1 protein-coding gene is annotated in these 291 nt (G+C 43.6%); it reads right to left on the bottom strand.

Annotated features, from left to right (window positions below; genetic code table 11):
• The coding region (locus A3761_RS04225; protein WP_197472812.1) for a hypothetical protein at nucleotides 1-275 on the bottom strand (275 nt) is incomplete at its 3' end.
• Nucleotides 276-291: the final 16 nt, after the last annotated feature.

Below are 291 nucleotides of genomic sequence, written 5' to 3'. Positions count from 1 at the left end.
TCGCCTGCATAGGGCCCACCTTGTTCCGGGTTTTCTATGTCAACGATACTACCGTCTTCTTTCATATACTTATGCTCAAAGTATATTTGGTATCGTCCTGCTTTATCATCAGTGTTTAGCAAGTCCAGGCTTGCACTTCTTTCTCGGTCTTGTAACACGATGCGCTGAGGGTTCAGCACTAGCCCGGCAGAGACTTGAAATGAGATGAGTAAGGTGAATAGAGTTAATAAGGTGTTCTTGAAAAGCCAAAGGCTAGGTTTGTTTCTCTGTTTCATGTTGGTTCGTATAACG

Source organism: Oleiphilus sp. HI0123 (assembly GCF_001635315.1).
This window is presented reverse-complemented; position numbering and strand designations above follow the sequence as displayed.